At 54.7% G+C, this 26,422-nt stretch carries 20 protein-coding genes and 6 tRNA genes; 15 read left to right on the top strand and 11 right to left on the bottom strand.

Features of this window, described 5'->3' with window-relative positions:
- Positions 1-9 precede the first annotated feature (9 nt).
- Positions 10-1,251: an NRAMP family divalent metal transporter gene (locus JT31_RS18455; protein WP_038480509.1), complete on the bottom strand. Its 1,242-nt coding sequence runs from the start codon at positions 1,249-1,251 to the stop codon at positions 10-12.
- Positions 1,252-1,608: 357 nt separating this feature from the next.
- Here JT31_RS18455 and JT31_RS18450 point away from each other — a divergent pair, with 357 nt between their 5' ends.
- The gene (locus JT31_RS18450) at positions 1,609-2,271 is read left to right on the top strand and encodes a GntR family transcriptional regulator (RefSeq protein WP_038480506.1); all 663 of its coding nucleotides are present in this window, start codon (positions 1,609-1,611) and stop codon (positions 2,269-2,271) included.
- Positions 2,272-2,276: 5 nt separating this feature from the next.
- On the opposite strand, the gene JT31_RS18445 is transcribed toward JT31_RS18450, so the two are convergent.
- Positions 2,277-3,773 (bottom strand): MDR family MFS transporter, encoded by a 1,497-nt coding sequence (locus JT31_RS18445; RefSeq protein WP_038480503.1) that lies wholly within the window; start codon positions 3,771-3,773, stop codon positions 2,277-2,279.
- A 506-nt stretch (positions 3,774-4,279) separates the two neighbouring features.
- Between JT31_RS18445 and ypdK the strand changes: the two genes are divergently transcribed.
- Positions 4,280-4,381, top strand: a complete 102-nt coding sequence (gene ypdK, locus JT31_RS24300; protein ID WP_034809579.1) for a membrane protein YpdK — start codon at positions 4,280-4,282, stop codon at positions 4,379-4,381.
- A gap of 202 nt (positions 4,382-4,583) precedes the next feature.
- Here ypdK and alaC read toward each other — a convergent pair whose 3' ends face one another.
- A complete protein-coding gene (gene alaC / locus JT31_RS18435; RefSeq protein WP_038480498.1) occupies positions 4,584-5,816 on the bottom strand; it encodes an alanine transaminase in 1,233 nt (410 codons plus the stop codon).
- Between the two features lie 241 nt (positions 5,817-6,057).
- Between alaC and JT31_RS18430 the strand changes: the two genes are divergently transcribed.
- The 3 genes from JT31_RS18430 (at position 6,058) to JT31_RS18420 (ending at position 10,363) form a co-directional block, all read left to right on the top strand.
- Positions 6,058-7,299 carry a DUF1479 domain-containing protein gene (locus JT31_RS18430; RefSeq protein ID WP_038480495.1) on the top strand — a complete coding sequence of 414 codons (1,242 nt, stop codon included), beginning with the start codon at positions 6,058-6,060 and terminating at the stop codon, positions 7,297-7,299.
- 632 nt (positions 7,300-7,931) lie between these two features.
- The gene (locus JT31_RS18425) at positions 7,932-9,635 is read left to right on the top strand and encodes a sensor histidine kinase (protein ID WP_038480492.1); all 1,704 of its coding nucleotides are present in this window, start codon (positions 7,932-7,934) and stop codon (positions 9,633-9,635) included.
- Complete coding sequence (locus JT31_RS18420; protein ID WP_038480489.1) at positions 9,632-10,363, top strand: LytR/AlgR family response regulator transcription factor; 732 nt, start codon at positions 9,632-9,634, stop codon at positions 10,361-10,363. The genes JT31_RS18425 and JT31_RS18420 overlap by 4 nt, the downstream gene beginning before the upstream one ends.
- Before the next feature lie 39 nt (positions 10,364-10,402).
- On the opposite strand, the gene glk is transcribed toward JT31_RS18420, so the two are convergent.
- Positions 10,403-11,368, bottom strand: coding sequence for a glucokinase (gene glk / locus JT31_RS18415; protein ID WP_038480487.1), 966 nt, complete (start codon positions 11,366-11,368; stop codon positions 10,403-10,405).
- Positions 11,369-11,570: 202 nt separating this feature from the next.
- On the opposite strand from glk, the gene JT31_RS18410 reads away from it, so the two are divergent.
- Entirely contained in the window at positions 11,571-12,803 is a 1,233-nt protein-coding gene (locus JT31_RS18410; protein ID WP_038480484.1) for an ion channel protein, read from the top strand.
- Here the strand turns inward: JT31_RS18410 and JT31_RS18405 are convergent.
- Positions 12,800-14,461, bottom strand: coding sequence for an alpha-keto acid decarboxylase family protein (locus tag JT31_RS18405; protein ID WP_038480481.1), 1,662 nt, complete (start codon positions 14,459-14,461; stop codon positions 12,800-12,802). The genes JT31_RS18410 and JT31_RS18405 overlap by 4 nt on opposite strands.
- 169 nt (positions 14,462-14,630) lie before the next feature.
- On the opposite strand from JT31_RS18405, the gene mgrA reads away from it, so the two are divergent.
- Both mgrA and JT31_RS18395 read left to right on the top strand, forming a co-directional pair.
- The gene (mgrA, locus tag JT31_RS18400) at positions 14,631-15,620 is read left to right on the top strand and encodes an L-glyceraldehyde 3-phosphate reductase (RefSeq protein WP_038480478.1); all 990 of its coding nucleotides are present in this window, start codon (positions 14,631-14,633) and stop codon (positions 15,618-15,620) included.
- Between the two features lie 154 nt (positions 15,621-15,774).
- Entirely contained in the window at positions 15,775-16,101 is a 327-nt protein-coding gene (locus tag JT31_RS18395) for a DUF2502 domain-containing protein (RefSeq protein ID WP_038480475.1), read from the top strand.
- Between the two features lie 56 nt (positions 16,102-16,157).
- Here JT31_RS18395 and JT31_RS18390 read toward each other — a convergent pair whose 3' ends face one another.
- Positions 16,158-17,414: an Nramp family divalent metal transporter gene (locus JT31_RS18390; RefSeq protein WP_326979646.1), complete on the bottom strand. Its 1,257-nt coding sequence runs from the start codon at positions 17,412-17,414 to the stop codon at positions 16,158-16,160.
- 345 nt (positions 17,415-17,759) lie between these two features.
- Between JT31_RS18390 and JT31_RS18385 the strand changes: the two genes are divergently transcribed.
- Entirely contained in the window at positions 17,760-18,947 is a 1,188-nt protein-coding gene (locus JT31_RS18385) for a NupC/NupG family nucleoside CNT transporter (RefSeq protein ID WP_038480468.1), read from the top strand.
- Positions 18,948-18,987: 40 nt separating this feature from the next.
- Here the strand turns inward: JT31_RS18385 and JT31_RS18380 are convergent, their stop codons facing one another.
- The 4 genes from JT31_RS18380 to JT31_RS18365 all read right to left on the bottom strand — a co-directional run bounded on the left by JT31_RS18380 (position 18,988) and on the right by JT31_RS18365 (position 23,287).
- On the bottom strand, positions 18,988-20,637 hold the full coding sequence (locus JT31_RS18380) for a diguanylate cyclase (protein WP_081948199.1): 1,650 nt from the start codon (positions 20,635-20,637) through the stop codon (positions 18,988-18,990).
- Between the two features lie 32 nt (positions 20,638-20,669).
- Complete coding sequence (locus tag JT31_RS18375) at positions 20,670-22,853, bottom strand: EAL domain-containing protein (protein WP_038480462.1); 2,184 nt, start codon at positions 22,851-22,853, stop codon at positions 20,670-20,672.
- Positions 22,854-23,090: 237 nt separating this feature from the next.
- Positions 23,091-23,166 (bottom strand) — tRNA-Ala (locus tag JT31_RS18370).
- Positions 23,167-23,211: 45 nt separating this feature from the next.
- Positions 23,212-23,287, bottom strand: a tRNA-Ala gene (locus JT31_RS18365).
- A 230-nt stretch (positions 23,288-23,517) separates the two neighbouring features.
- Here JT31_RS18365 and JT31_RS18360 point away from each other — a divergent pair.
- Both JT31_RS18360 and JT31_RS18355 read left to right on the top strand, forming a co-directional pair.
- Entirely contained in the window at positions 23,518-23,874 is a 357-nt protein-coding gene (locus JT31_RS18360; RefSeq protein WP_038480459.1) for a YfeC-like transcriptional regulator, read from the top strand.
- 48 nt (positions 23,875-23,922) lie between these two features.
- A complete protein-coding gene (locus JT31_RS18355) occupies positions 23,923-24,279 on the top strand; it encodes a YfeC-like transcriptional regulator (RefSeq protein WP_038480456.1) in 357 nt (118 codons plus the stop codon).
- Between the two features lie 45 nt (positions 24,280-24,324).
- Here JT31_RS18355 and gltX read toward each other — a convergent pair whose 3' ends face one another.
- Positions 24,325-25,740: a glutamate--tRNA ligase gene (gene gltX / locus JT31_RS18350; RefSeq protein ID WP_038480453.1), complete on the bottom strand. Its 1,416-nt coding sequence runs from the start codon at positions 25,738-25,740 to the stop codon at positions 24,325-24,327.
- Positions 25,741-25,999: 259 nt separating this feature from the next.
- On the opposite strand from gltX, the gene JT31_RS18345 reads away from it, so the two are divergent.
- The 4 genes from JT31_RS18345 to JT31_RS18330 all read left to right on the top strand — a co-directional run bounded on the left by JT31_RS18345 (position 26,000) and on the right by JT31_RS18330 (position 26,382).
- Positions 26,000-26,075: transfer RNA gene (locus JT31_RS18345), tRNA-Val, on the top strand.
- A gap of 44 nt (positions 26,076-26,119) precedes the next feature.
- Positions 26,120-26,195, top strand: a tRNA-Val gene (locus JT31_RS18340).
- A gap of 33 nt (positions 26,196-26,228) precedes the next feature.
- A tRNA-Val gene (locus JT31_RS18335) sits at positions 26,229-26,304 on the top strand.
- A gap of 2 nt (positions 26,305-26,306) precedes the next feature.
- Positions 26,307-26,382, top strand: a tRNA-Lys gene (locus tag JT31_RS18330).
- Positions 26,383-26,422: the final 40 nt, after the last annotated feature.

The raw sequence follows: 26,422 nt of genomic DNA, 5'->3' as shown, positions 1-26,422 counted from the left end.
TTTTGTTCCTTAGACAATCTTCAGGAAGTCAAATATCGCGCCGACGGAGAGCGCCCCCATATACCAGGTGAGCGCGCAGGTAATCAGCCCCGTCCACAGCAGCCAGCGCGGATAGCGATAACCCGCCATCAAATCGGCCCGTTTCCAGCCCACGTAGATAAAGAGCGTCATGCCGATCGGTAAAATCAAGCCGTTAAAGCCGCCGGCAAACACCAGCAGCGCCGCCGGAGCCGTGCCTAACATCAGGTAAATCACCAGCGAGACGGCGATAAAAATTACCGTCGCGATGCTGCGCTGGCGCTCGCCCATTTGTTTATTAAACACCGTCATAAAGGTCACTGAGGTGTAGGCCGCGCCAATCACGCTGGTAATCGCCGCTGCCCAGAAAATAAAGCCGAAGAGCTGCACGCCGAAGGAGCCCACCGCATGCTGGAATGCCTGCAGCGCCGGGTTTGCCACCTGGCTGGAAATATCCAGCGTGACGCCGCTGGCAACCACGCCCAGCACGGCGAGGAACAGGATATAACGCATTAACCCAACGACCAGTATGCCTTTTGTCGCGCCGGAGGAGACGGCCTGAATATTTTCCACGCCGCCCATGCCTTTATCCAACAGGCGGTGCGCGCCGGCGTAGGAGATATAGCCGCCGACGGTACCGCCGACGATGGTGGTAATGGTGGCAAAGTTGATGTGATCCGGCAGGACGCTCTGGTACAGGGCTTCGCCCACCGGCGGGCCGGAAACGAAAGCCACGTACAGCGTGAGCGCAATCATCACCAGGCCAAGCACGATCATCAGGCGGTCAATGGCGGTGCTGGCGCGGCGGGAGGAGAAAATATAAATAGCCAGCAGCGCGCTGAGTAATCCGCCCCACTTTGGCGCCAGGCCAAACATGGCGTTCAGCCCCAGGCCGGCGCCGGCAATATTGCCGATGTTGAACACCAGCCCGCCAAAAATCACCAGCACGGAGAGCAGGTAACCGCTGCCCGGCAGCGTTTCGTTGGCAAGATCGGAGGCGCGCATTTTCGTGACCGTGACCACGCGCCAGATGTTCTGCTGCACCACAAAGTCGATGACGATAGAAGCCATAATACCGAAGGCAAAGGCCGAGCCCATCGTCGCGGTAAAGGTGGCCGTCTGGGTGATAAAGCCGGGCCCAATGGCCGAGGTTGCCATCAGGAATATCGCCGCGATTAGCGATGAGCGTCGCTTCTGAACAAAGGATTGGTCTTCGGTTTCATGCGCTGCCATCTTACTCACTCCATTATTAGAATTATGACCTTGTCTGTTAAGCAATAAGCAGGCCATCGTTGGAGCAAATAGCCAGATTGTTAAGCAAATATAAATTTATTGTTGAACAATAAGCTAATGAGTGTTGATTAAACAGACAAACAGAATCGAAAAGTGGATGATAAAAAACCAACGCCGATCACTTTTTGGTATCTTTTAACAACTTCACGCACCAAATCAGTGCATAAAAACACGATGAATCACCAAAAAAGTGCATAACATGTCGCTTATTCTGAAATAATCCTGCTCCGTCAACGTCTTGCTGCCCCCTGGCGAATATGTAAAGATTGCCGCTTACCGAATCACGCGCGGAAAATCATGAAAAAAGAGCTGCCTGCCCAGATGCTGAGCGAGAAAATCGCCGAAACCGTTCGCCATAAAATCATCATTGGGGAGCTTGTGCCTGGCACACGTCTGTCTGAGGCCGCGCTCAGCGAGCAGCTGGATATTTCACGCAATACGCTGCGCGAGGTGTTCAGGATGCTGACCCAGGAAGGATTGCTGCGCTATGAGCCCAATCGGGGCGTGTACGTGGCGGTGCCGGATATGGCAGATATCCTCGACATCTACCGTATTCGCCGCTTAATTGAGTGCGACGCGTTAGCCCACGCCTATCCACTGCATCCCGCCGTGGCAAAAATGGAGGCAGCCGTGGAAGAAGCGCGGCAACACCGCCAGACCAGCGACTGGCGTAGCGTGGGAACGGCCAACATGAAGTTTCATACCGCGATTGTCGAACTTGCCGACAGCGAACGCCTGATTCGCCTCTACCGTAATATCTCCGCAGAGTTAAGGCTGGCGTTCGGCCATCTGAACGATCCGGAGATGCTCTACGCGCCTTATATCGAGAAAAATGCGCATATCCTCGCCCTGCTCAACGACGGCAATAACGCCCAGGCCGCCGCAACGCTCGCTGAATACCTGGAGCTTTCCGAGCGCACGGTGCTGGCGGCGTGGTCGCGGCATCAGCAATCCCACTGATACCGCTATTTTCTTAGCGGCTCATTTTTCATAAACAGCGCCAGGATAAAGCCGAGCACCACGACGCCGGCCGAAATCATAAATACGGAATGAATCGCCGAACCAAAGGCCTGCAGATAATCGTTACGGATCGCCGTAGGCAGCTGGTGTACCGCCTGCGCGCCAAGCTGGCGCGGCAGCTGAGTACCTTCGGGGATCAGCGTCTCAAGATTGCTGCGCAGCACGGAGGTGAACACCGCGCCGAACGCGGCCACGCCGATTGAGCCGCCGATGGAGCGAAACAGCGTCGCGCTTGAGGTCGCGACGCCGATGAGCTTGATTTCCACGCTGTTCTGCACGGCCAGCACCAACACCTGCATCACCATCCCTAGCCCAAGCCCCAACAGCCCTACGTAGAGATAGAGCGTAGTCAGCGGCGTATCCAGCTTTAGCGTCCCGAGCAGCGCCATGGCGATAAAACTCAGCAGCGTGCCAATAATAGGAAAGATACGGTAACGGCCTATTTTACTGATGATGCGCCCGCTGATGATTGAGGTCAGGATAAGCCCGCCCATCAGCGGCAGCATTTGCATCCCCGCCTGGGACGGAGTGGAGAATTTCACCACCTGCAGGTAGAGCGGCAAAAAGGTCATCGAGCCAAACAGCGACATGCCGATGATAAACCCGACCAGGCAGCTCAGTAAAAAGGTGCGGTTACGAAACAGATGCAGCGGGATCATCGGCTCAATGGCCAGCCGCTCTTCATAGATAAAGCCGATGAGGGTCACGACAAAGAACGCAAAGATGCACCACAGCTGCGGGTCAGACCACGCCATAACCGTGCCGCCTTCGCTGGTGAATAAAATCAGGCAGGTGAGTGAAATTGTCAGGTAGCCCGCGCCAAGAAAATCAATCTGGTGGCGAATGCGTGCCGTCTGGGATTTCAGCACCGCGCCAATGACCAGCAGGGCAAAAATGCCCAGCGGCAGGTTGATATAGAAAATCCAGCGCCAGGAGAAATGCTCCACCAGAAAACCGCCTATCAGCGGGCCAATGACCGTCGCCAGGCCAAATACGCCGCCAAACAGCCCCTGATATTTGCCACGCTCGGCGGGCGGGATCACGTCCCCCACCGCCGCCATGGTGACCACCAGCAGCCCGCCGCCGCCCAGCCCCTGCAGCGCACGCATTAAAATAAGCTGCGTCATGTTTTGCGCGAGGCCACACAGCGCGGAGCCGAGAAGAAAGACCACGATCGCCGTTTGCAGCACGATTTTGCGCCCGAGAAGATCGCCGAATTTACCGTACAGCGGCACCACTATCGTTGAGGCCAGCAGATATGCCGTTACCACCCAGGAGAGCCTGTCCAGCCCGCCCAGTTCCCCCACAATGGTCGGCAAAGCCGTAGACACGATGGTTTGATCCAACGCGGCAAGCAGCATTACCAGCATAAGAGCAGCGAACAGCAGGCGAACGGAGGTTGTTTGCGGCGTGCCAGATGAAGCAGTTTCGGTCGTTGTCATGGTCGTTTTCATTAAAGGGGAATAAGTTCGCCCGGGCGGTTTACTCAGAGTGTAAAGATACCTGCTTAACCGCCGCCTGAATTGCATCAAAACTCTGAAAAATGCTTTTAGTTTTGATGCATTCTTTCTCTTTTACTTCGCCCTTTGGGCAATAAAAACGGCGTCGTTTTTTCGCCAGGCTCACTGTCTTCTGAAATGTTAGCCGTGTACCCTTTTTAACGATAAAAAATCGTAAATTTTATTCTGTGTAGAAACACTTATTTTTAGACAAAAAATATCGTCAAAAACAAGATATATCCCCATGTTTTTAATGAAATAACCCAGCTATCAACCACACCCAATAAAAGTTCAAAAAATAGACAACTGTCACAATTTTGAGACACTTGTTTTCATTTTAGATTTGAGAGTACATTAGCGCCGTCCGGGTAAGGTTTTACCTCCGAATACCAGATGGAGCTGCACCCTAAAAGCCGTTTGCAGCTTCAGCTTATTATGTACCTGTTGAGATGCGCGTCAGCGCGGAGCGATGTGAAGTGAAATATTTTCTGATGGGTATTTCTGTGATTGTTGTGTTGTGGGCCGGCACCTTCTTCCTGATGGTTGAGTAAGCGGTCACAAGCAGCAGCGCAAGAGAACAGGAGCCAAAAGGCTCCTCAGATTGATGACAAACAGCCGAAAAACGTGGTTTTCGACTGTTTGGGGCAAACCAGAAAACATTATTCATTATTTTTATTAGACCCGGGTTCGGACTTTTTTAGAACAATGAACTTTGTCAGCAGTCTCAGGAGCCAAAAGGCTCCTGTTTTCGTTTTAGCTTTCAGTGACGTTTTTCGGCAACGGCGGCAGTAGGCCATCGGCGCGGAACATCGCTTTAATGCCGCGTACCGCCTGGCGAATACGATCCCGGTTTTCAATCAGCGCGAAGCGAACGTGAGTGTCGCCGTAATCGCCAAAACCAATCCCCGGCGACACGCAAACTTTTGCCTCCTGCAGCAGCTTTTTAGCAAACTCCAGCGAGCCCATGGCCGCATACTGTTCCGGTATTTTTGCCCACACGTACATCGATGCTTTCGGGCATTCCACCATCCAACCGGCTTCATGCAGGCCTTTTACCAACACATCGCGGCGGCGCTTGTACTGCTCTGCGATATCGCGCACGCACTGCTGGTCGCCTTCAAGGGCTGCAATCGCCGCAACCTGCAGCGGCGTGAAGGTGCCGTAATCGTGGTAACTCTTGATGCGCGCCAGCGCGCTTACCAGCTCCTGGTTACCCACCATAAAGCCGATGCGCCAGCCCGCCATATTGTAGCTTTTTGACAGCGTGAAGAACTCAACCGCCACGTCGCGTGCGCCGGGCACTTCCATAATAGAAGGTGCCTTCCAGCCGTCATAAACAATGTCGGCGTAGGCCAGATCGTGAATGACCAGCACGTCGTACTGCTTCGCCAGCGCGACCACTTTTTCGAAAAACTCCAGCTCCACGCACTGCGCCGTTGGGTTAGACGGGAAGCCCAGGATCATCATCTTTGGTTTCGGGTAGCTTTCACGAATCGCGCGTTCCAGCTCGGCAAAGAAGTCCACGCCTTCCACCAGCGGCACCGAGCGAACCTGCGCCCCAGCGATGACCGCGCCATAAATATGAATCGGGTAGCTTGGGTTCGGCACCAGCACGGTGTCACCGTGATCCAGCGTCGCCAGCATCAGGTGCGCCAGCCCTTCTTTCGAGCCGATGGTCACAATAGCTTCGCTTTCCGGGTCGATGTCCACGTCGTAACGATCTTTGTACCAGCGAGAAATGGCGCGGCGCAGGCGTGGGATCCCTCGCGAGGTGGAATAACCGTGCGTGTCTTCACGCTGGGCCACGGTGCAAAGCTTCTCAACGATGTGCGGCGGCGTCGCCCCATCCGGGTTGCCCATGCTGAAATCGATAATGTCTTCGCCGCGGCGTCGCGCAGCCATTTTCAGTTCGGCGGTGATATTAAAAACGTAAGGGGGCAAGCGATCGATACGCGAAAAACGACGTTTTGGACTGGAGTCAGCCATAAATTCCTCAGAGTAACGTGAGCGCCCGGACCGTCCGAGCGACGCTGCCACGCGATGTGGCCTGTTTTGAAAATAGCCTGAATAAAAATCGCCTGTCGAGGGGGAAGTGAAAATATTTTTTCCGTGACATAAAACGGGAAGTTTCGAATGAAAGTCATCTCTATTTCATTTTCCAAACCAGGCATACATTAACCAGGTAGCAACAACTCAGTAACCTACCCTCTGAAAGATGGAGCCACCTATGCACCTGGACATAAACGATCTGCCAAAAGCTATCCGTGAGATAAAACAAAAGCTGCGCCACGATCTGCCTGATTATCAGTCGGTTTTCGCCGAACTTGAGGCCAATATTCGTCAACAGATCGAGACGATCCGCGCTGAAATGGATCGGGGTGAGAACCCTGTTCCTCAGCTCGAGGCCGACGACATTCTGCACGGCCGCGTCAGCGAGCAGCAAAAAGCGCTGATCCGCCAGCGCGGCTGTTGTACGGTGCGGGGCGTTTTCCCACAGGAGCAGGCCACCGCATGGAATGAAGAAATCGGCAATTATCTGCAACGTAACCACTTTGTCGAGCGCCTGAAAAATGCGGCAGAAGATAACTATTTCGGCACACTTGCCGACAGTAAGCCGCAAATTTACGGCATTTACTGGTCTAAGCCACAGACCGAAGCCCGCCAGCACGAACGCATGAAAGCGGTGCAGGTGTTCCTCAATAATCTCTGGCAGACAGAAAGCAGCGGCAGGCAGCATTTCGATCCAAACCGGGTCGTTTCTTACGCGGACCGCACCCGCCGTCGCCCGCCTCGCTCAAGCTCGCTCGGGCTTTCCCCACACGTTGACGGCGGCTCGGTTGAGCGCTGGCTGGACGAAAACTTCCGTCACGTCTATCGCCACGTGTTTTCCGGCCAGTGGCAGGATTACGATCCGTTTGCCGCCGAAGGGCGTACTGAAGTCAGGGAGTTTCCGTCTCCCGCCGTCTGTTCGATGTTCCGTACTTTTCAGGGCTGGACGGCACTCACCCCGCAGCGCAAGCACGGCGGTACGCTGAATTTGCTGCCTGTCGCCAACGCCATGGCCTGGATCCTGCTGCGCGCGCTGCAGGATGATGTGCCAGAAGAATCGTTGTGCGAAGCAAAGCCCGGCAGAGCATTATCCATTAACAAAGAGTGGCATCCCCTTTTACTGACTGGGATTTCCTCAATTCCCGATATGGAACCGGGCGATACCGTTTTCTGGCACTGCGATGTGATTCATGCCGTTGAGAACGAGCACCTCGGCGAGTTCGACAGCAACGTGATGTACATCGCCGCCGCGCCGTGGTGCGAGAAGAACGCAGAGTACCTGCCGCGCCAGTGGGAAGCCTTTATCGAAGGGAAGACGCCGCCGGATTTCGCTGCCGACGATTTTGAGGTGGATTTTGTTGGCCGCGCGACCATGCAGGATTTGACCGCCGCCGGGAAGGAGCAGCTTGGCGGGAAGTGATTGCTCCTCATGCTGCCAGAGTTGTCACTTAGTCATAAACATCGACGATTATGCACGCCTGGCTAAGGTTCCGTTCACTTCCAGTCCTGTTTCATATGTCACCACAGAACTTGTGAACGACTCGGGGAAGTCACCGTCACTTCCCCGAGACCCCAGACTCCCGGCCAAATAAATCGACCGCTAAAGCGGCAGACCTCCGTTTTATCTCCCAGTCCTGGGTCGGAGAGAAAACGGAGGCGATTTAAGCCTGAACCGTGCCTCGCTTCTTATTTTTACCCTCACCCTAACCCTCTCCCTGGAAGGGAGAGGGAATAAAAAATGTTCCACGTTGGCTGTTTTCCCCCTCTCCCTCTGGGAGAGGGCCGGGGTGAGGGTCGAATTGCTCCCCGGCTCTCATCGATCCCGAATGTTTGGGTGATAGCCGGTGGGTTTACCGCTTCAGCGGCGATGAGCTTGCCGGGCGCAGGGAAAATAGTTTTACGGGTGAACGGAACCTCAGCCGCCCCTGCATAAGAGTGGATGTTACTGGACGGCATAGGCGACGGTTCAAGCTGAGAACCAGCCCGCAACTGGAAACCCCCTCCAAATTTCCTTATCATTAGCGCTTCCCCTCTGAGCCACGCGAGTATCCCGTGCACGAAATTTTTACTATGTTGCTGGCGGTATTCGATCGCGCGGCGCTGATGCTTATTTGCCTTTTCTTCCTGATTCGCATTCGACTGTTCCGCGAACTGCTGCACAAAAGCGCCCACACGCCAAAAGAGCTGCTGGCGGTCACCGCCATCTTCTCGATGTTCGCCTTGTTCAGTACCTGGTCCGGGGTGCCGGTTGAAGGCTCGCTGGTCAACGTGCGCATTATCGCGGTGATGTCCGGCGGCATTCTGTTTGGACCCTGGGTAGGCATTATTACCGGGCTGATTGCCGGGACCCACCGCTACCTGATTGATATCGGCGGCATTACCGCTATTCCCTGTTTTATCACCAGTATCCTGGCCGGGATAATTGCCGGCTGGATCAACCGCAAAGTGCCGAAAGAGAAGCACTGGCGGGTCGGGATCATAGGCGGCATGGTGTGCGAAACCATGACCATGATTCTGGTCGTGCTCTGGGCACCAAGCACCGCGCTCGGCCTCGATATCGTCTCTAAAATCGGTGTGCCGATGATCCTCGGCTCGGTGTCTATCGGCTTTATCATCCTGCTGGTGCAAAGCGTTGAGGGTGAAAAAGAGGCCAGCGCCGCCCGCCAGGCGAAGCTGGCACTGGATATCGCCAACAAAACGCTGCCGCTGTTCCGCAAGGTCAACAGCGAGTCACTGCGCCAGGTTTGCAAGATTATTCGTCAGGACATCGACGCGGATGCGGTGGCCATTACCGATACCGAAAAAGTGCTGGCCTACGTCGGGCTGGGCGAGAATAACTACCACGAGAACGACCAGGCCTTCAGCCCGCGCACCCGTCAGGCGTTGAAAGAGGGGCGCATTATCATCCGTAACGATGACGAAGCCTGGCGTACCCCGGAGATTCACTCCCTGATAATCATCCCGCTGTGGGAAAAAGGCGTGGTGACCGGCACCCTGAAAATCTATTACCGCCACGCCCATCAGATAACGTCCACGCTGCAGGAGATGGCCGTCGGTCTGTCGCAGATTATCTCCACCCAGCTTGAGGTTTCCCGCGCGGAGCAACTGCGTGAAATGGCCAACAAGGCCGAGCTGAGAGCGCTGCAAAGCAAGATAAACCCGCACTTCCTGTTCAATGCGCTGAATGCGATATCGTCCTCTATCCGCATGAATCCGGACACCGCCCGCCAGCTTATCGTCAACCTGTCACGCTATCTGCGCTATAACATCGAGCTGAACGACGACGAGCAGATTGATATCCGCAAGGAGCTTTACCAGATCAAGGATTACATCGCCATTGAGCAGGCGCGCTTCGGCGACAAGCTGACGGTCATCTATAACATTGATGAAGAGGTCAACTGCCGCATTCCGAGCCTGCTTATCCAGCCGCTGGTAGAAAATGCCATCGTGCACGGCATTCAGCCCTGTAAAGGTAAGGGCGTGGTGACGATAAGTATTGAAGAGAGCGGCAACCGGGTGCGCATTGCGGTGCGTGATACCGGCCACGGCATAGATCCTAAGGTGATTGAGCGCGTGGAAAATAACGAGATGCCGGGCAATAAAATCGGCCTGCTGAACGTCCATCACCGCGTCCAGCTGCTCTACGGCGAAGGGCTGATTATTCGCCGCCTGGAGCCGGGCACCGAAATCGCCTTTTACGTGCCGCGCTCGGTTCCCGCCGCTGCTCATCGCCCACTGGAGGGGAGAGAAGCATGAAGGTCATCATTGTAGAGGACGAGTTTCTGGCACAGCAGGAGCTTAGCTGGCTGATTAAAAACCACAGCGAGATGGAGATTGTCGCCTCTTTTGACGACGGCATGGACGTGCTGAAGTATCTGCAGCATCACGAAGTGGACGCCATTTTCCTCGACATCAATATTCCGTCGCTGGACGGCGTGCTGCTGGCGCAGAACATCAGCAAGTTCGCCCATAAGCCGTTCATCGTGTTTATCACCGCCTGGAAAGAGCATGCGGTAGAGGCCTTCGAGCTGGAGGCCTTCGACTACATTCTGAAGCCGTATCAGGAGTCGCGCATTATTGGCATGCTGCAAAAGCTTGAGGCCGCTTACCAGCAGCAGACCTCACAGCCTGCGTCCAGTCATGAAAACCGTGATGCCACCACGATTAACCTGATCAAAGACGAGCGAATTATCGTTACCGACATCAACGATATTTACTACGCGGAGGCCCACGAGAAGATGACGTTCGTCTATACGCGCCGCGAGTCTTACGTCATGCCGATGAATATCACCGAATTTTGCAGCCGCCTGCCGGAGAGCCATTTCTTCCGCTGCCACCGTTCGTATGTGGTGAACCTGAGCAAAATCCGTGAGATAGAACCGTGGTTTAACAATACCTATATTCTGCGCCTGCGCGACCTGGATTTTCAGGTGCCGGTGAGCCGCAGCAAGGTGAAAGAGTTCAGGCAGCTCATGCGCCTGTAGAGAAGGGAATCTGGCGGGCACAACGTGCCCGCACAAAACTTACAGGACGTGCCCCAGCGTCTGACGCAGGTGCGCTCCGGCGCCCAGCAGTCCCGGATTATCGTGAACGATGAGATAAACGGGAATATCCTTCACGAACTCTTTGAAGCGGCCTTTATCTTCAAACCCGCCGCGGAAGCCTGAAGCCTTAAAGAATTCCAGGAAGCGCGGCACAATGCCGCCGGCGATATACACGCCGCCAAAGGTGCTCATGTTCAGCGCCAGGTTGCCGCCAAAACGCCCCAGGATCACGCAGAATAGCGACAGCGCGCGGCGGCAGTCGGTGCAGGTGTCGTCCACCGCTTTCTCGGTAATGTCCTTCGGCTGGTAGTTTTCTGGTTCGCGTCCGTCGGCCTTAACAATGGCGCGGTAGAGATTCAGCAGGCCCGGGCCGGAGAGAATACGCTCGTTCGAAACGTGCCCAAGCTCTTTGCGCAGCTGCTCCAGGATAATGCCTTCTTCTTCGCTGTTTGCCGCAAAGTCTGAGTGGCCGCCCTCGCCCGGCAGGCTTATCCAGCGTTTATCAACGTGAACCAGGTGAGAAACGCCGAGCCCGGTACCCGCCCCGTAAACCACCACCGGTTTGCCTGCGACAGGTTCGCCGCCGCCGAACTGGATCAGGTGCTCTTTTTTAAGCGCCGGAATGGCCATTGAAACGCCGGTAAAGTCGTTAATGATTTCCAGATGTTCGAAGCCGAGGTTTTTCTTCATTTCGGCGGTAGAAAACGCCCAGGTGTGGTTGGTCATTTCGACCCAATCACCGTTTATCGGGCAGGCAATCGCCACGCAGCCTGACTGCACGCTGATGTTATGTTCTTTGAGATAGTGCTGAATCACGGCTTCCAGGCTGGGATAATCAAGACCGGAGTAGGTCTTTGCCTGTGAAATATCACCCGTGCTCAAATCGCATAGCGCCAGACGTGCATTGGTGCCACCGACATCTCCCACCAAAGCATATTTTGTCATTCTCAAACAGCTCCGCTAAAGTCAGAATAAGTTCTGGCAACACTGTAAAATTAGCCAGCCGAAACAACAACGACCATCCTCCAGGTGCGGCCCGTTTGTTGAACCAGGTCACATTCTGGCTTTACCGTTTCAGCCCTGTTTGCAATGCGGCTTGCGACTTTTTGTTTTTGAGCCGTCTGATACCCTATTGTAAGGATTGACTATGCTCCATCCGCGAGCCAGAACGATGCTGGTACTTTCCATTCCGGCTCTGATTATCGGCATCTTATCCAGCCTGGTGTTAATTGTGGTGATGAAAATCGCCGGGGCGCTACAGGAGTATCTATGGGCCACGCTGCCGATGGAACAAGGTTACGATCCCCACTCCCCCTTCTGGATACTCTTGATACTGACCCTGACCGGCGTGGCGGTCGGGCTGGTGATACGTTTTCTGCCGGGCCACGGCGGGCCAGATCCCGCTACCGAGCCGCTCATTGGTGCACCCGTGCCGGCGATGGCCATACCGGGCCTGATTATGGCGCTGGTTATCGGCCTTGCAGGCGGCGTGAGCCTGGGGCCGGAACACCCGATCATGGCGGTGAATATCGCGCTCGCGGTGGCGCTGGGGGCCCGTTTGTTACCGAAAGTTAGTCCGCTGGACTGGACGATTTTGGCCGCAGCAGGAACCATCGGCGCGTTATTCGGCACGCCGGTTGCCGCCGCGCTTATCTTTTCGCAAACGCTCGGCGGGAATAACGAAGTGCCGCTGTGGGACAGGCTGTTTGCCCCATTAATGGCGGCGTCCGCTGGGGCGCTGACCACCAGCATTTTTTTCCATCCACACTTCGCCCTGCCGGTTGCCAACTACCCGGAAATGCACATTGAAGATCTGTTCATCGGCGCGGTGGTGACCGCTATCGCCATCGCGATGGGTATGGTGGGCGTCTGGTGTTTACCGAGGCTGCACCGCCTGATGCATCAGCTAAAACAGCCGGTGCTTATTCTCGGCGTCGGTGGTTTTTTGCTGGGTCTGTTGGGGATAATTGGCGGCGAAATCACCCTGTTTAAAGGCCTGGACGAGATGCGCCAGTTGGCCGTTTCCGGCTTCTCGGTTTCATCGCTGCTGCTGTTTGCGGTGGTGAAGCTGGCGGCGCTGGTTGTCGCCGCCGCCAGCGGTTTCCGGGGCGGGCGTATTTTCCCGGCGGTATTTGTGGGCGTTGCGCTGGGCATGATGCTGCACCAGCACGTCGAGGCCGTTCCCGCCGCGATTACGCTGTCATGCGCCGTCCTTGGTCTGGTGCTTGTGGTGACGCGTGATGGCTGGCTGAGCCTGTTTATGGCGATGGCCGTGGTGCCGGACGTCAAACTCCTGCCCCTGCTGTGCATCGTGATGTTACCCGCCTGGCTCCTGCTGGCGGGTAAACCATTGATGATGGCCGGGCGATCGAATCACTAGTGCTCCATTTCTGAGTTGCCCTTGCCCAGCGAGCTGGTGACCGCTCGCAGCAGCTCGGGAATGTCCTGCTTTGGCAGTACCACTTCCACCAGCGCCAGCCTTTCCGGGCTGGCCAGTTTCTCCAACACGGCGGCAAGCTGCGCGGTTTCCGTGACTCGCCAGCACTCGGCGAGGCTGTCAACGTTCATCGCCTGCGGCAAACGGGTCCAGTCCCAGGCCGCAATGTCGTTGTAGCGCTGTTCAGGGCCATGAATAGCGCGTTCAACCGTGTAACCCTCGTTATTCAACAGCAGGATGACCGGTTTCTGGCCGTCACGCTGCATGCTGCCCAGCTCCTGAATAGTGAGCTGGGCGGAGCCGTCGCCTATCAGCAGAAGTACGCGCCTGTTCGGCCACGCGGTTTGCGCCCCAAACGCCGCTGGCAGCGTAAAACCGATCGATCCCCAGAGCGGCTGCACGATGAAGGTTACGCCAGCAGGCAGAGTCAACGCCGCCGCGCCAAAGGCCGCCGTGCCCTGATCGGCCAGAATGATATCCCCTGGCTGTAAGGCATTTTGTATTGCTTGCCAGAAAGCGTGCTGGTCCAGCTTGCCGCTTTCGCAGGCAGGGAGCGCTGGCGGCCTTTGCGTTGCCTCGGGCCAGGAGGCGGCCTGACGAGCGCACAGCGGCTGCAAAATGGCTATCGCCTGAGCCATTGAAATGCCGCTAAACCAGCGTTCACCCACCCGCACCGCATTCGGCTGAACCTCAATCGTCTGCTGCAGGCTTAGCTTCTGGCTAAATCCTGCGGTGATGGTGTCGGTAAACTTCACGCCCACGCAGATAACCAGCCCGGCGCCTTCAATACCCTGTTTGACCGGCGGCTGGCTGGCCGCTCCGCTGTAGGTGCCGAGAAAACCGGGTTGGCTTTCATCAAACAGCCCCTTTCCCATCAGCAATGAAGCATGCGGGACGGGCGTGCTGTTCATCCATTGTTGAAGCGTTTTTTGCAGGCCGTAGCGCTGGGCAAGGAAATCTGCCAACAGGGCAACGCTGCGGCTTTCGGCAATTTTGGCCTGCGCGCAATGGCGGAAGGCTTCCAGAGTGGCCGGTTCAGCCGCCGTTTCGCTCACCGCCAGGCGTTTTGAGGGACGTGTCGCAGGCGCTTCTGCAACATCGCTCGGCAGTAACAGATAGCCGGGACGCTGCTGCCTGAGGGCTTCGAGGATCACGCGGTCAATTTCGCTGCAGGCGTTGGCGGGCGTTAGCGAAGCCTGCGCCACCGAGACTTCTTCCGCGATGCGCAGAAAATGACGGAAATCGCCATCACCCAGCGTGTGGTGAAGCAGCTCTCCACGCTGCTGGGCGTGGCTATTTGGCGCACCAACAATATGAATGATGGGCAGGTGCTCTGCGTAACTTCCCGCCACGCCGTTAAGCGCGCTCAGCTCTCCGACACCGAACGTGGTCAGCAGCGCCGCCGCCCCCTTGCAGCGGGCATATCCGTCGGCAGCATAGGCCGCATTCAGTTCATTAGCACAGCCAACCCAGGCCAGCCTCGGATGGGCGATAACGTGATCCAGGAAAACAAGGTTGTAGTCACCGGGCACGCCGAAGAGGTGACCGATCCCCGCTTCGTTGAGCCGGTCGACAAGATAGTCTGCCACACAGTAGCGCATAGGATTTTCCTTCTATGAGGGCTTGCTGTGAGTATTGAGTAACCGGGATCGGTGTCGAGAATATATCCGATTTTAGGGGTGGAACGTGGAATTTACAGCGGGATACGGCGTATTCTGGATTGTGAAAGCGTATACACTAATTTCTCTGTTACCCATAAGGATGGCAATAATGACCTGGCAGCCTGACCCTGAACGCTATACGTCTATGGAATACCGTCGCTGCGGCCGCAGCGGCCTGAAACTGCCCGCTATTTCCCTTGGCCTTTGGCATAATTTTGGCGATGAAACGCTGCTGGAAACCAGCCGCCAGCTGCTGAGAAAGGCCTTTGATCTCGGGATTACTCATTTCGACCTCGCCAACAACTACGGGCCGCCGCCGGGCTCGGCCGAGTCCAACTTTGGCCGCATTTTGCGGGAAGATTTCCATGCCTGGCGCGATGAGCTGATTATCTCCACTAAGGCGGGCTACACCATGTGGGACGGGCCTTACGGCGACTGGGGCTCGCGCAAATATTTGATTTCGAGCCTCGACCAGAGCCTGAAGCGCATGGGGCTGGAATACGTCGATATTTTCTATCATCACCGCCCGGACCCGGAAACGCCGCTGGAGGAGACCATGCGCGCCCTCGACCATCTCGTGCGCCAGGGCAAAGCGCTGTACGTGGGGATTTCTAACTACCCGGCAGACCAGGCGGAAAAAGCCATTGATATCCTGAACGATCTCGGCACACCCTGCCTCATCCACCAGCCGCGTTACTCGATGTTTGAGCGCTGGGTTGAAGGCGGCCTGCTGGATTTGCTGCAAAACAAAGGCGTCGGCAGCATCGCCTTTTCCCCTCTTGCCGGCGGCCAGCTCACCGACCGCTATCTGGGCGGTATTCCCGCTGATTCACGTGCCGCCAGCGGCAGTCGCTTCCTGAATCCGGACCAGATAACGGAAGAGAAACTGGCCAAAGTGCGCAAGCTTAATGCGCTGGCGGAAAAACGCGGGCAGAAGCTGTCGCAAATGGCGCTGGCGTGGGTACTGCGAGATGAGAAGATAACGTCGGTATTAATTGGCGCCAGTAAAACCAGCCAGATAGAGGATGCCGTGGGTATGCTTAGCAAGCGCGGCTTCAGCGAGCAGGAACGCGCTGAAATCGAGGCTATTTTAGTGTAAACGCTTACCTTCTCTCCCTGAATCAGACCCTGGCTTGTGCAAAAAGTGCTGCCATTGGTGATTTAGGAATTGTGTAGTTCATCGGACTGTTTGTCGGTTTGTAATATTGTGTTAACAAGCCGCAACACGGCTCTGAGAACCAGGGAGAGAAAGTATGTTCAGGTCATTAATGCTTGCCCTTGCCTTACTGGCCGCGGCGCCGATGGTGGCTAACGCGGGTGAAATTACCCTGCTGCCGTCGGTTAAGTTACAGATTGGCGACAGGGATTATCGCGGCAACTACTGGGACGGCGGCAGATGGCGGGACCGCGACTACTGGCACCGAAACTATGAATGGCGCGATCGCGGCTGGCATCACCACCGTGGCTGGAACAAAGGCTGGGATCGCGGTCGCAACAGCTACGAACGCGGCTATCGCGAAGGCTGGAGAGATCGAGACGACCACCGTGGCAGAGGCCACGGCCACGGCCACCGCCACTGATAAAAAAGGGCTGGATTATCCAGCCCTTTTCATTTTATCCGCTTTACCCGGCAAGATTAATTGCCAAATAACGTGCCGAAAATCAACCACAGGTTCAGCGCCACCACCACCGCCACAATCGCCCAGCCGACAAGCTTCACCCAGCGAACGTTAACCAGGTCACCCATCAGCTTTTTGTCGCTGGTAAAAATCAGCAGCGGCACCAGCGCCAGGGCAATCCCGAAGCTCAGCAGAACCTGGCTCATGACCAGAATACGGGTAGGATCGAGCCCCATCATGATGACCACGAAAGACGGCGCCATGGTAATAGCCCGGCGTACCCACAGCGGGATATAGAAGCGCACAAAGCCCTGCATGACGACCTGCCCGGCGAGCGTCCCGACGACCGTTGATGACAGACCTGCCGCAACCAGGCTAAGGCCGAAAATCGTGGCCGCCGAATGGCTCAGCAGTGGCTCCAGCGTTTTATAGGCGTCTTCCAGCTCGGCAACGCCGGTGTGCCCGGTGAAGTGAAACGCCGCTGCGGCGGTCGCCATCATCGCCAGGTTGACGAAGCCGGCAATCGTCATGGCTATCGCCACGTCCCATTTGGTCGCGGAATAGCGCTCTGCCCGGTTGCCCGCATGCAGGTGCTGGGTCAGCGAAGAGTGCAGGTAAATCACGTGCGGCATGATAGTCGCCCCGAGCACGCCGGCGGCAAGATAAACCGCCTCAGACGTTGGCAGGCTTGGGATCAGCATTCCTTTGCCCAGCTCCGCAAACTTCGGCTGGGAGAATATCAGCTCAACGATGTAGGCCGCGGCCACAAACAGCAGCAGCCCGCCGATCACTTTTTCCAGCGGCTTTTGCCCCCGGCTTTGCAGCATCAGGATCAGGAAGGTTGCGATCCCGGTCAGCACCGCGCCCTGCAAGAGCGAAACGCCAAGGATCAGCTTAAAGCCGATGGCCGCCCCGATAAACTCGGCGAGATCCGTCGCCATCGCAATGATTTCCGCCTGCACCCAGTAAATCCACACCAGAGGACGCGGATAATGGTCGCGGATTTGCTCCGCGAGGTTTTTGCCGGTGGCAATCCCCAGCTTGGCGGAAAGCACCTGAATCAGCGCCGCCATCAGGTTGGCCCACACCACCACCCACAGCAGCTGGTAGCCATAGCTCGCCCCGGCCTGAATATTGGTCGCGAAGTTACCGGGATCGATGTAGCCGATAGCGGCGATAAACGCTGGCCCCATCAGCGCCAGCCGCAGCTTGCGCGCGGTACGCCCGGTGTTGCTGTCAATGCGACTGCTTGTCATCTTCTGCCTCTGAGATATAGCCTTTGCTATGTTTCATGCTATCAAAGTGAGAATGATTATCAAGTTCATTTAATGCGGGGAAATTGATTTCTCTGATAGCTGAAAACGATAGGCAGGAGGCGTGAGATGGCGATTCTGGATGCCGGTTAACGGATTAACATTCAACCAACGTGTAAGCTGTTAGCCAGTTATCCTAACGTAACTTTTAGCTTCTTTACTTAACATAGCAGAAATGTATGGTGGATCACTATTTTTGCGTTCCGTCACAGCTCATCACTATAGTGTGGAATTGATCTCGTTTTCTTATTGCTTGTTACATAGAATGTGCAACGAAATTAAACCTGCCTCATATTTGGAGCAAATATGTCCCGCGTTTTGCACTTTGTTTTAGCGCTTGCTGTGGTCGCGCTGCTGGCTCTGCTGGTCAGCCCTAACCGCAAGCAAATTCGTATTCGCTTTGTCATTCAACTGTTAGTGATCGAAGTTTTACTGGCCTGGTTCTTCCTGACCTCAGACGTCGGCCTGGGCTTCGTAAAAGGTTTCTCCGAGATGTTCGAGAAACTGCTCGGCTTCGCTAACGAAGGGACAAACTTTGTCTTCGGCAAAATGAACGACGAAGGCCTGGCGTTCTTCTTCCTGAAGGTGCTGTGCCCAATCGTGTTCATTTCTGCGCTGATCGGTATTCTGCAGCATATCCGCATTCTGCCGATTGTTATTCGCGCCATCGGTACCGTGCTTTCTAAAGTCAACGGTATGGGTAAGCTGGAATCCTTTAACGCCGTAAGCTCGCTGATTCTGGGACAGTCAGAAAACTTCATCGCCTATAAGGATATTCTCGGCAAGATGTCGCGCAACCGCATGTACACCATGGCGGCAACCGCGATGTCTACCGTGTCCATGTCAATCGTGGGCGCGTACATGACCATGCTACAGCCAAAATACGTGGTTGCCGCGCTGGTGCTGAACATGTTCAGTACCTTTATCGTGCTGTCGCTTATCAACCCGTACCGCGTGGATGAGAAAGAAGAAGACCTGCAGATGTCTAACCTGCACGAAGGTCAAAGCTTCTTCGAAATGCTCGGCGAGTACATTCTGGCAGGTTTCAAAGTGGCGATTATCGTTGCCGCTATGCTGATTGGCTTCATCGCGCTGATTTCTGGCCTGAACGCGCTGTTCGCGGCCGTGCTGGGCATCTCCTTCCAGGGCATTCTGGGCTACATCTTCTACCCGGTTGCATGGGTGATGGGCGTGCCGTCCGGCGAAGCGCTGCAGGTCGGTAGTATCATGGCGACCAAACTGGTTTCTAACGAATTCGTTGCCATGATGGATCTGCAGAAGATTGCTGGCTCCCTGTCTCCACGTGCGGAAGGTATCCTGTCCGTGTTCCTGGTTTCCTTCGCTAACTTCTCTTCTATCGGCATCATCGCGGGCGCGATTAAAGGCCTGAACGAAGAGCAAGGTAACGTGGTTTCCCGCTTCGGCCTGAAGCTGGTTTACGGTTCTACGCTGGTAAGTATCCTGTCCGCGTCCATCGCCGCGCTGGTTATCTAATTTTTGCGTATGAAGAAACCGGTGCCATGCACCGGTTTTTTTATGCCCGCGATTCGGCGGCTACCTCTGCGCCCCAGCACACTCTGTTACGCCCCTGCTGCTTAGCCAGATAAAGCCGAATATCGGCCTGGCTCTGTATCTGCTCCAGCGCGCCGTCCGGCGCCTCTTCATGGGAAGCAACGCCCAGCGAAGCCGTCACCAGCAGCGTGGATTCATCCTCAAGCTTCAGCGGCGTGTTCACCAGCATCTTGCGTACCCGCTGGGCGACGGCAATAGCCGCATGCAGGTCGGTATCAGGCAGGTAGAGACAAAACTCCTCGCCGCCGATACGCCCGACGATGTCCTGGCTACGAATTGCCTGCTGAATACAGCGCGTGGCGTGAATCAGCACGCGGTCCCCGACCTGGTGCCCAAAGCGGTCATTCACCTTTTTGAAGTGATCGAGATCCAGCTGAATCAGGGAGTAATCCACATACTGCGGGCTTATGCGTCCGGTCGTCTCAAAGAACCCACGCCGGTTAAGGACTCCGGTCAGGTCGTCATGGAGCGCATGTCGGTGCATTTCCTGCTGCAGCTGCCCCATATTACGAATCAGCCGGCAGATCATACGGTGCGAGCCAAGCAGGATAAGAATGACGGTCAGCCACATCAGCATCAGCAGGATGCTGAAGCGCCCAAAGTCCTCATGCAGTCCCTGCCTGACGGTCTGGATACTCACCAGAATGGCTCCCGTCCCGGTCACTTTACCGAAGGTGGCGTAGGCGTAGCCAAAGCGTAATGTTCCCCGAGACTCACCGGTCAGTTTTGCAAGAATAGCCAGCCGCTGTTTTTCGCTGAGCTGATAGCCATTTTGCGAGCCAACCGGGCGTGTTAACGGGTTCATCTTTTTATCAAAAAGCAGATAGGTGCTGTGGGTGTCTTCTGGTAAAGCGCTGGAGAGAAACAGCCGCATCGTATCCGTGGTGACGGCAATGCCAAACAGCCCAATCCACCGATCGTCAAAATCAACGGGGAGCGAGCCGTTAATCAGCGTTTTACCCGTATCAGCGATGTTTTGCCGCGTCCAGAAAGGCTCCCGCCGGGGATTAAGCATCGGTGAACCCAGCACAAACGAGCCCTGTATTTCCCTCGGGTTAGCGCTTTGGATAAGCAGTTTGTTCACATCTGGCGACAGGGAAGCAATAAAAGCGCCGGAGCGCGACATGTAATAAATGCTGGAGGACAGCCGGTTGCTCCCACCGGCCAGCGGGAAGAGATCCTGAATGTCGCGCAGCGCCTGGTATTCGCGCCGCGTTAAGCTTGCTCTCTCTTCTTCAGTCTGATTTTTAAAGGGCCGAACGCTATCGGGGATGGCTAAGCTTTGAATACGCAGCGGCGACAGCGTCTCTTTGTTGCTGGCCCGGGCAGCAAGCTGCGACAGCGGCGTGAACTGAGGCTCATGCAGCGTTTCAATAAACATACGTCGCAGGTAGCGCAGGTTGTCCATCTGATATTGAGATTTGCTTTCAAGCCTGGCGATAACGCTTTCAAGATGGCTGAGCTGGCTGGTGCGATACCCGTGGTTAAACAGCTCGCCCTGCTGCCAGAACATGAATGTTATCAGCAGAAACAGCGACAAAAAGCACACATGGGTTATGCGTAGTGTCTTGACCATCGGCAGATGGAAATAGCTCATCAACGACGTGCTCACGGTGATTCCTTTTTAGGGCGCAAAGGAGAGCGTCAGGGCTTCAAATGCTGCAGAGGTTCGGGTTTCCCCACCAGATAGCCCTGCAGGAACTGGACGCCAAGCTGCAGCAGGATTTCGCGCTGCTCTTGCGTTTCGACATACTCCGCCACGACGGCCAGCGGTTTAGCCGCCGCCAGTTTGCAAATGGACTTCACGATGAGTTTATCCATCACGTCGGTGGTAATGTCGCGAACAAAACATCCATCAATCTTGATGATATCTGCCTGCAGCTTCTTCAGGCGCTCATAGTTAGCGTAGCCTGTCCCAAAATCATCGATAGCAATCTTAAAGCCTTTCTCGCGCAGCAGGGCAATATTTTGGTTAGACGTTTCCGAGTTAGAGAACGCCTGTTCCTCCGTGACTTCAATGACCACCGCGCTGGTGGGCACTTTATAAGCTTTAAACTGAGCAACAATCTGCTGGGCAATCTCTTTTTGCATGAGCGTGAGCGGCATCAGATTGACCGAGAATCGAATCTGGTGGGTATCGTCGGGGTGCTTCGCAAGCCAGGCCAGAAGCATCTTCATGACCATCATGTCAAAGCGTGTACTGAGGTTGAACTCGGCAATGACAGGAATAAATTTATCCGGCGTGATGTTCTGGCCGTCAATCACCAGACGGCTGAGGATTTCGTGATAGCCCTTCCCTTCGCGGTTCACAATAGGCTGCGCATAAAGCTGAAACGCCTCTTCGTCTATCGCCCGCTTAATCTTTTGCAGCAGCAAGACGCGCTCGGTGGTTTGCCCCGACACCGCCTCCAGCCTTGAGTCCAGGCCAAGCACACGCTGCACGTCGCTGGCTTTTTCGGCCAGATAACTTAATTGCCCCAGCGTACGCTGCAGCTCCTCCGGTGAATCCACAATCCCCCAGGAAGCCCCGTATTCAATTTCAAGCGAGGTGTTATTCCACGGGATTTTCTTATTATTCAATTGCTCAACGAAATAGGTTAACCGTGCTTCAGTTTCCCCGCCGCGTAAAAATAAAAGTAACTCACTGCCGGGAAGCTGGAATATTTTCTCGCCCTCAAGCAGCCACGGCTGTAATTCTCTGGCGATGGTTTTTTTACAGTATATGCGCATCATCATGCCGTAATGTCGGCTAAGAAACTCAAAATTAGCCATTCTCAGGCAGCAAAGTGCGCCCGTAGGATAAAGGCCAATATGCTCTTCAAGCGCGCGTAAATTAGGTAATGTGGTTAAAGGATCGGTCTGCGCCTGCAAATGATAAATGCGCTTCATCCATTCATTTTTATGGTAGGAGGCGGCCATGTACAGCAGGCAGACGGTAAAGGAGATAAAGACCGAAAGAATAAATGACAGCGAGTATTGCGTATTCACGCCTTGTAAAAAGCCGGTGTTATAGGTCAGCAAGACCCATGCCGAAATGCCCCACAGCAGAGAAGATAACCTGCCGCCCAGGCGACGAATACCAAGGGTAAACAGCACAAATACAACGGGAACCAGGTAGCCGGAAATCAGCTCACTATGCCACGGCGAGCACATCAGCAGCAGGTACAGTACCCAGGCCGCCAGCCAGCACGCCGTATAAAAGCGGTGCTTATCCCGCCTGTAATGCCTTACGCAGCGCCGCCAGAAGCCTACGGCAAAATGCGGGTTCAGCAACATACGCAGCGGGTAATAGAACAGCGGTGTGAAAATCAATGAAGCCACGACCAGGTTCAGCACATCGACAATCATGTAGATAACCGAGCCGCCGCCGAAGAACGGCGCAAGCTCAGGCGGGTACTCAACGACATTGCCCGAGAGATACATCAGCAGCTTGATGGTAAACGGCGCGACAAACCCAAGCCAGAAAATGCGCGGCCCCATCCCCTTATTGGGTAAGCCAAAGCGCCAGCGGCGGCCCGAATAGTAATGGGTAATCAGACTGGCAATAAGCAAAGGGAATAACAGACAGAAAATAAATACAACGAGAGGAAACGGCGGTAAATCAAGAAGCCAGGTATAAATAATCAGCGACCCTGCTGCCAGCGGCAAAATCGCCTGTCGCCCGTAAATAATAATCATTGCCATAATAAAGCTTAACGGCAGATAGGCGAGATAGGTTTTATGCCCGTCAACAAACGTTGTCGGTGAAATATAACGAGAAAAGGGAATGAGGAGTAAACACAACGTCAGGGCAATCGCTATTTTTCTTATCGTCTTGTAAATAATCATAGGCCATTGTGTTAACTTTATGTAGTTGCTGAAATATTATTTTTTCGCCGGCAAGAGTACGTTTATTTATTGAGCGAATCAAGTTTCTGAAATGCTCAAAAACAAAATCTTACCTTACAGCAGAAAGAATAGAACAAGCAGACCTAAAGGGAGCGTTTTTTACCGGACGGGCGTTTGGGGAGGCGTGTCTGAAGAGACAAAAACAAAAACCCCCGCCGAAGCGAGGGTTTCAAATTTTGGTGGAGCTAAGCGGGATCGAACCGCTGACCTCTTGCATGCCATGCAAGCGCTCTCCCAGCTGAGCTATAGCCCCAACGGACAGGTGCTGATTTTACGGTACCAATCTGCTGGTGAAGATTGGTGGAGCTAAGCGGGATCGAACCGCTGACCTCTTGCATGCCATGCAAGCGCTCTCCCAGCTGAGCTATAGCCCCAAACCGTAAAGACCTTGTCGTGTTGACGGGCGGCATAATATGAAACCCCACATAGCGTGTCAACGGCAATTTGTTCTTCCGCGATCAATCGCCTAAAAAGCCATCGCATCAGGCAATTCCAGGTTGCATAACATCCCGTTGTAGTTAATTCTGTCACAGTTTCACGTTAGGCAGTTCAATAAAATGAACCACTAATAAAGCCCTTTCGGCCGCAATGAAAAGGAATCACTGTGCTCAAGGAAAGAATGACACCTGAAGAATTAGCCGTTATTACCGGCTACAGCCGCCAGACCATTAACAAGTGGGTTCGCAAAGAAAACTGGGAGACCTCACCTAAACCCGGCATTCAGGGAGGCAAAGCGCGGCTGATTCACATTGATGAGCAAGTCCGGGAGTTTATTAACAGCACCCGACGAGTGACGGAGAATCCCGCGCGCTATAACGCTGCCGATGCCTCGCTTGAAAATCTGCTGGTGAACTCGGTGCAGCAAATGTCCGACAGCGAGCAACAAAAGATGTCCGCGATGCTGCTGCGCGACGGGATTGCAGGTTTACTTAAACGTCTGGGCATTAGCGATAACGAGTAATTACGCCTGTTATTTCCTGCCGGCGTTAGGGAAAGTAAAGGAATGCATATGTTCAAGGAAAAAATGACCGCCGCTGAACTGGCGGAGATGACGGGTTACACCCGCCAGACGATCAATAAGTGGATACTGAAACATAACTGGGAAACCTGTAAAAAAAAAGGCGTACCGGGAGGTAAAGCAAGGTTCATTTATATCTCCGAGCAGGTGAAAACGTTTATCTACAACACCCGCTATATGAGCGACAGAGTAGCCTCTTATCGCGTCCTTCGAACACCGCTGGAACAGCTGATGCTGAACGCCCTGCGTACCTTATCCGAAGATGAACAGCATAAAATGACCGCGATCCTTGAGCGTGAAGGAAGTGAAGGTCTGCTCAAACGCCTCGGAATTCAAAAGAATAAATAAAAAAAGCCGGTGACTCAGCACCGGCTTTTTACATTCTATGAATGCTTACTGCTGCGCTTCACGCTCGCTGATGAAATCGAGCGCTTTATTGATGCGCGCCACGGAGCGCTGCTTGCCAATCGCATGCACGGTCACATCCAGGCCAGGAGACTGCCCAGCCCCGGTCACGGCCACGCGCAGCGGCATGCCGACTTTGCCCATCCCGACTTCCAGTTCATCGGCCGTCGCCTGAATAGCATGGTGAACGTTTTCTGCCGTCCAGTCGCTCAGCGCTGCCAGCTTGTCACGCACCACTTCCAGCGGCTGACGCGCAACCGGGCGCAGGTGTTTCTTCGCCGCATCGGCGTCAAACTCGCTGAAGTCTTCGTAGAAGTAGCGGCAGGTCTGCGCCATTTCTTTCAGGGTTTTGCAACGCTCACCCAGCAGCTTCACCAGCTCTGACAGCTGCGGGCCATTGCGGGTATCAATATTTTCCTGCTCGATGTGCCACTGCAGGTGGGTCGCCACGTACTCTGGCTCCAGCGTATTAATGTAGTGGTGGTTCAGCCACTGCAGCTTTTCAGTATTGAAGGCGCTGGCTGACTTGCTTACCGCGTTCAGGCTGAACATCTCAATCATCTCTTCACGCGTGAAGATCTCCTGGTCGCCGTGAGACCAGCCCAGACGCACCAGATAGTTCAGCAGCGCTTCCGGCAGGTAGCCGTCGTCGCGGTACTGCATGACGCTTACCGCCCCGTGTCGCTTGGAAAGCTTTTTGCCGTCGTCGCCGTTGATCATGGAAACGTGCGCATAAAGCGGAACCGGCGCGTTCAGCGCTTTCAGGATGTTGATCTGGCGCGGCGTGTTGTTGATATGGTCTTCACCACGGATAACATGGGTGATCTCCATATCCCAGTCGTCCACGACCACACAGAAGTTATAGGTTGGAGATCCGTCGGTACGGCGGATGATCAGATCGTCCAGTTCCTGGTTGCTGAATTCGATCGGGCCACGAATCTGGTCGTCAAAGATAACGGAGCCTTCCTGCGGGTTGGCAAAACGCACGACGCACGGTTCGTCATCGGCATGATGCTCGTGGCTGTGGCGGCAGAGGCCGTCATAACGAGGCTTCTCGTTATTAGCCATTTGCTCCTCGCGCAGCGCCTCAAGGCGTTCTTTAGAGCAATAGCATTTATACGCCGTCCCCGCCGCCAGCATTTCGTCGATAGCCTGGTTGTAACGATCAAAACGCTTGGTCTGATAGTACGGGCCCTCATCCCACTGCAGGCTCAGCCAGTTCATCCCGTCCATGATGGCTTCAATGGCTTCCGGGGTAGAACGCTCGAGGTCGGTGTCTTCTATACGCAGCACGAACTCGCCTTTGTTATGACGAGCAAAAAGCCAGGAATAGAGAGCAGTACGGGCACCGCCAACGTGCAGATAGCCTGTTGGGCTTGGCGCAAAGCGAGTTTTGATTTTCATTAAACGGCCTTAGTTACACATATTTGCCGGCAAAGCGGCAATTGCCAGGGAAAATTAACAGGCAACATTCTATCACTGTGCGCTAATTCCTCAATGTTGATGCCTGTAGATAGCAGGAAAGCGAAGAATTTGATGATAAATCAAACGCCAATGCATGTTTCTTGATCGCATCGTTTAATTTTAAGACGAACGAACAAAAACTTTAGAAAAGGCGTTGACTCATTTTCAACTGTCCCTATAATGCGACTCCACAAACCGGGGGTGATTAGCTCAGTTGGTAGAGCATCTCCTTTACACGGAGGGGGTCGGCGGTTCGAGCCCGTCATCACCCACCACTCTTTAAGAGTGACCCGGAATGTACAGTAAGAGATTTAGAGATGGGTGATTAGCTCAGTTGGTAGAGCATCTCCTTTACACGGAGGGGGTCGGCGGTTCGAGCCCGTCATCACCCACCATCTCCTCTTACAGAATTAGCAGTACCGAAGTTTGGGTGATTAGCTCAGTTGGTAGAGCACCTCCTTTACACGGAGGGGGTCGGCGGTTCGAGCCCGTCATCACCCACCATCGGGTCGTTAGCTCAGTTGGTAGAGCAGTTGACTTTTAATCAATTGGTCGCAGGTTCGAATCCTGCACGACCCACCAATGTAGAAAGGCGCCCTAAAGGCGCCTTTTTGCTATGAGT

It is taken from the genome of Cedecea neteri (genome assembly GCF_000757825.1).
Lineage (GTDB): Bacteria > Pseudomonadota > Gammaproteobacteria > Enterobacterales > Enterobacteriaceae > Cedecea > Cedecea selenatireducens.
The sequence above is the reverse complement of the archived record's forward strand: the minus strand, read 5'-3'. Positions and strand labels throughout refer to the sequence as shown.

Bases quoted from the DNA above. Each gene is read 5' to 3' on its own strand.
- JT31_RS18455 (WP_038480509.1), bottom strand. From the start codon at position 1,251: ATGGCAGCGCATGAAACCGAAGACCAATCCTTTGTTCAGAAGCGACGC.
- JT31_RS18450 (WP_038480506.1), top strand. From the start codon at position 1,609: ATGAAAAAAGAGCTGCCTGCCCAGATGCTGAGCGAGAAAATCGCCGAA.
- JT31_RS18445 (WP_038480503.1), bottom strand. From the start codon at position 3,773: ATGACAACGACCGAAACTGCTTCATCTGGCACGCCGCAAACAACCTCC.
- ypdK (WP_034809579.1), top strand. From the start codon at position 4,280: ATGCGCGTCAGCGCGGAGCGATGTGAAGTGAAATATTTTCTGATGGGT.
- alaC (WP_038480498.1), bottom strand. From the start codon at position 5,816: ATGGCTGACTCCAGTCCAAAACGTCGTTTTTCGCGTATCGATCGCTTG.
- JT31_RS18430 (WP_038480495.1), top strand. From the start codon at position 6,058: ATGCACCTGGACATAAACGATCTGCCAAAAGCTATCCGTGAGATAAAA.
- JT31_RS18420 (WP_038480489.1), top strand. From the start codon at position 9,632: ATGAAGGTCATCATTGTAGAGGACGAGTTTCTGGCACAGCAGGAGCTT.
- glk (WP_038480487.1), bottom strand. From the start codon at position 11,368: ATGACAAAATATGCTTTGGTGGGAGATGTCGGTGGCACCAATGCACGT.
- JT31_RS18410 (WP_038480484.1), top strand. From the start codon at position 11,571: ATGCTCCATCCGCGAGCCAGAACGATGCTGGTACTTTCCATTCCGGCT.
- JT31_RS18405 (WP_038480481.1), bottom strand. From the start codon at position 14,461: ATGCGCTACTGTGTGGCAGACTATCTTGTCGACCGGCTCAACGAAGCG.
- mgrA (WP_038480478.1), top strand. From the start codon at position 14,631: ATGACCTGGCAGCCTGACCCTGAACGCTATACGTCTATGGAATACCGT.
- JT31_RS18395 (WP_038480475.1), top strand. From the start codon at position 15,775: ATGTTCAGGTCATTAATGCTTGCCCTTGCCTTACTGGCCGCGGCGCCG.
- JT31_RS18385 (WP_038480468.1), top strand. From the start codon at position 17,760: ATGTCCCGCGTTTTGCACTTTGTTTTAGCGCTTGCTGTGGTCGCGCTG.
- JT31_RS18375 (WP_038480462.1), bottom strand. From the start codon at position 22,853: ATGATTATTTACAAGACGATAAGAAAAATAGCGATTGCCCTGACGTTG.
- JT31_RS18355 (WP_038480456.1), top strand. From the start codon at position 23,923: ATGTTCAAGGAAAAAATGACCGCCGCTGAACTGGCGGAGATGACGGGT.
- gltX (WP_038480453.1), bottom strand. From the start codon at position 25,740: ATGAAAATCAAAACTCGCTTTGCGCCAAGCCCAACAGGCTATCTGCAC.